We start from the raw sequence: 3,686 nt of genomic DNA, 5'->3' as shown, positions 1-3,686 counted from the left end.
GCATCGCCCCCGCCACGACCCGCTTCTCACGCGCCCCCGCCGCAGGCGGCGCGCTCAATCCGCCCCCCAACCGCCGCTTCCACCACAGCACCGGCGCAGTCACGCACAGCAACAACAGGCAAAGGCATCCCGCCAGCATCAGCAACCGGTTCGCCTCGCCATATTCCGTCCCCTGATGGGTGGCGACGCCCCATTCGACCGCCTTCGCGCCGCCGCCGAACATGCGCCAGTCGACATCCTGCGCCACCGCGCCGGACCCGGCATCGATGGTCAGAACACGGGCCTCCTCCGCCTTCACCGCCTGCGCCGACACCAGCCACGGCATCCCCGCAGAGGCCGGAAAGCCGATCATGACCCCGCCCCGCAAGCCGCGCCCTTCGGCGATCCGCACGATCTCGTCCTCGCCGACGCCACCCGAACCGCCCGGCACCGCCCCGCCTTCCCGCAAGGCCCAGGGCAGCGCCTCCTTCACCGGCGCGCTCCACGGAATAACCGCCGCCGAAGGCCGCCCCAGCCCCCGCTCCGCAATCGCCCCGCGCAATCCGCCGCCCCAAACCGCCGTCCAGGGCATGCCGGTCACCGCCAGAAACAGGATCACCCCCGCCGCCAGAAAACCCACCGTCCCATGCAGGTCGCGCCAGAACAGCCGCCCGCCCGGCCGCCCCCGCAGCGCCAGCGCCCGGTTGCCGGCACGCGGCCAGCGCAGGTAAAGCCCGGTCACGCACAGCAGGATCGCCCAGCCCGCCACCACCTCCACCAACCGGTTGCCGACAGGCCCGGTCAGCGCCAGGCTGTGCAGATCCTTGACCGTCCGCATGACGCCGCCGTCCGCCAGACTGCCCAATATCCGCCCGTCATGGGGATCGACGAACCAGACCGTCCCGCCGACCGTCAGCCGCCAGCTTTCATCGGCGGCGGCGGGCCGCTGCATCTGGCTCACCGCGCCGCCGCTGGCTTTCTCGACCGCCGCGACCAGCCGCGACGGGGGCAGCATCGCCCCGCCCGGCCGCACCACGATCCGGTCATGATAGACGGCCCGCTCGATCTCCGGCTTGTAGAGATAGAGCGCGCCCGTCACCGCCATCAGCGCCAGCACCGGCAACACGATCAGCCCGGCATAGAAATGCCAGCGCCACATCGCCCGATAGAATGACCCGCTTTCCACGATCAGAACCGCGCCCGCACGCCGCCATAAAAGGCGCGCCGCTCGATGGGGTAGAAGGCCACGCTGCCTTCATTCGCAAGCGTCGCAGGATTGTCCGACACATAGCGCACAACCGCGCTAATATCGCCCACGGCCCGCTCCCCGGTCAGGTTGCGCGCATCCAGGAACAGGGTGACGCCCGGCTTCACCTCCGCCTGCGCGCCCAGGTTCAGCGTCGTATAATCCCCGACCCGATGCGTGTTGGCATAGTCCACCCAGGCCCCCTGCGGCAGCCATTCGACGGCGGGCGAGATGCTCATCTTCTCCGTCCCCAGCTTCAATTCCGCCCGGTAAAAATGACGCGGCACCACCGGCAGGCGATTGTCCCCGAAATGCGCATCGTCGCGGAAACGGAAATCGCTATATTGATAGACTTGCCGCAGGCTGGCCCAGCGGGTCAGCGTCAGGTCCAGCCCCGCTTCCACCCCCTGATGCCGCGTCCGCCCGGCATTGAAGGTCGCGGCGGGAATGGCGCTGTCTCCCGCCCCATATTGCAGCAATTCGCCGCGCAGGTCGGCGCGATAGAGGCTGATGTCCCAATGGGCCATGCCCCGCGTGCCCCGCGCCCCGATCTCCGCCGTCCACGCCCTTTGCGGCCTCAGCGGAACGAAGCCGACCGCCAGCGTATCGAACTGCGTCTGCCCCAGTTCGATGAAGCCCGGCAATTCCACCGACCGGCTGTAATTGGCGTAGAATTGCACCGCCGCCGCCGGCTCGAACAACAACCCGAATTTCGGCGCGAAGGCATCGAACGACACATCCCCGCTCGCCGCAGGGGTGAAGCGGTTGTCCAGCCGCCGCTCGCCATGGGTATAGATGCCCCCCGCGATCAGCCACAGCCCCGCGACCGGCGCGACCCGCACCTCGCCATAGCTGTTGATCGTCTGCGCCCGCGCCTTCTGATAGGATCGCGGCGCGCCCGCCCGGCCGTTCAGATTGACGAACTGGCGGAACCGGCCCTGCCCAAAGCGCGCCTGCCCGCCCAGCGTCACCTCCACCGGCACCCCGCCGACATTTCCCGCCAGATCGAGGCTGGCGAACACCCCGCGATCCTCCGACGTCTGCCTGACGACCTGATAGATGGGATGATCCAGCGCCTTGGCGTTGAAATAGACGCCGAACGCCAGTTCCCCGCCGTCCAGCGCCACGGTCGTGCGGTTCTGCAAGCGGATCGAATCGATATTGCGCGCCTGATCCCCGGCGAAATTGCCCTTGGCCGGGTGGTCCAGCGCATCGCTTTCAGTCAGCGCGCCCGACAATTTCTGCCGGATCGTCTGCGCGCTGGCGTAGAAGCGCGTCTCCACCCGATCGCTCAGCTTCAGCCCGACATTGCCGTTGAACCGCAAAGCCCGCCGCCGCCCATGGTCGCGGTCGCCGTCAGACCGATCGGCGGTCAGCGCGGCCCACGCATCCCCCCGCCCGTCGCTATAGCCATAGGCCAGCTTGCCCCGCAGCGTATCGAACGACCCGCCATCGACGCGCATCTCCGCGCCCGGCGCGCTGCGCCCGGTCGGCGTCACCGCATTGATCGCCCCGCCCAGCGTCGACCCGCCCAGCCGCAGCGCATTGCCGCCGCGATACACCTCCAGATGCTGGAACACCTGCGGGTCCAGTTCCTGGAAATCGCCATTATCGTCGGCCATGTTGATCGGAATGCCGTCCTGCAACAAAGTCAGCCCGCGCATATGATAGCCCCGCGACAGGCCCGATCCGCGAATGGAGATCCGCACCTCCTGCCCGAAGCGCGGCTGGGTATAGACGCCGGGCGAAAAGCTCAGCGCATCGCGCAGCGAAACCGCCAACCGGTCGCCAAATTCCGCGGCGGGCACGACATCCACCCCGCCCGGCGCGCGCAGGACTTGCGCCGCGGCCTCCTCGACCATGGGGCTGGCGGTGACGATGATCCGGCCCTGCTCCGCCGCCTCTTCGGCGCGGGCGGTGACGGACAGGGAACAGGCAAGCGCGCACAGCGAAACGCCGCGCAGAACGGGGGAAGCGGACATGAAAAGAAAACCTTACTGAAAAAGCACGGAAAGTCGGATTTTCAGAAGGTAGCGGGCGGCCCCGAAGAAGGCGGCGGCGGCGCGGCCAGCCGGGCGATCCACCCGGTCTTGAGCGCGAAGGCGATCGGCCCGAATCCAAGCTGCCAGGCGGGCAAAGGCGCATCAGCCAGAAGCAGCGGCGGCAGCGAAGGCTGCACCGACGCGGCGAAGGGGCAATGCTGCTGCCCCTGTGCGCCATCATCCGGCGCCTGATGCTTGCCCGGCGCCTGCTCCCGCTCGACCACGACATTGACCGCGCCCTGCCCCGTGCACAGCGTCACCACGACGCCATGTTCGGTCCGCACCGGCATGAATCCCGAAGGCGCGATGAGCTGAATCGCCAGCACGAGCAGAGCCAAGGCGGCCAACAGCCCCCTTGCCGACTCCGAACGTCTGATAACCCCCATCATGGCGCAGACCCCTAACCGCCCCGCCCCGCC

3 protein-coding genes are annotated in these 3,686 nt (G+C 68.5%); all 3 read right to left on the bottom strand.

Annotated features, from left to right (window positions below; genetic code table 11):
• On the bottom strand, positions 1-1,138 hold a 1,138-nt coding region (locus BV95_RS22375), incomplete at its 3' end, for a PepSY-associated TM helix domain-containing protein (RefSeq protein ID WP_202901585.1).
• Positions 1,139-1,167: 29 nt separating this feature from the next.
• Positions 1,168-3,207, bottom strand: coding sequence for a TonB-dependent receptor family protein (locus BV95_RS22370; protein ID WP_037457517.1), 2,040 nt, complete (start codon positions 3,205-3,207; stop codon positions 1,168-1,170).
• Between the two features lie 41 nt (positions 3,208-3,248).
• Positions 3,249-3,656, bottom strand: a complete 408-nt coding sequence (locus BV95_RS22365) for a DUF2946 family protein (protein WP_037457515.1) — start codon at positions 3,654-3,656, stop codon at positions 3,249-3,251.
• Positions 3,657-3,686 lie beyond the last annotated feature (30 nt).

The sequence above is a fragment of the Sphingobium chlorophenolicum genome, from assembly GCF_000722875.1.
Taxonomy (GTDB): Bacteria; Pseudomonadota; Alphaproteobacteria; order Sphingomonadales; family Sphingomonadaceae; genus Sphingobium; species Sphingobium chlorophenolicum.
The sequence above is the reverse complement of the archived record's forward strand: the minus strand, read 5'-3'. Positions and strand labels throughout refer to the sequence as shown.

Bases quoted from the DNA above. Each gene is read 5' to 3' on its own strand.
- BV95_RS22370 (WP_037457517.1), bottom strand. From the start codon at position 3,207: ATGTCCGCTTCCCCCGTTCTGCGCGGCGTTTCGCTGTGCGCGCTTGCC.
- BV95_RS22365 (WP_037457515.1), bottom strand. From the start codon at position 3,656: ATGATGGGGGTTATCAGACGTTCGGAGTCGGCAAGGGGGCTGTTGGCC.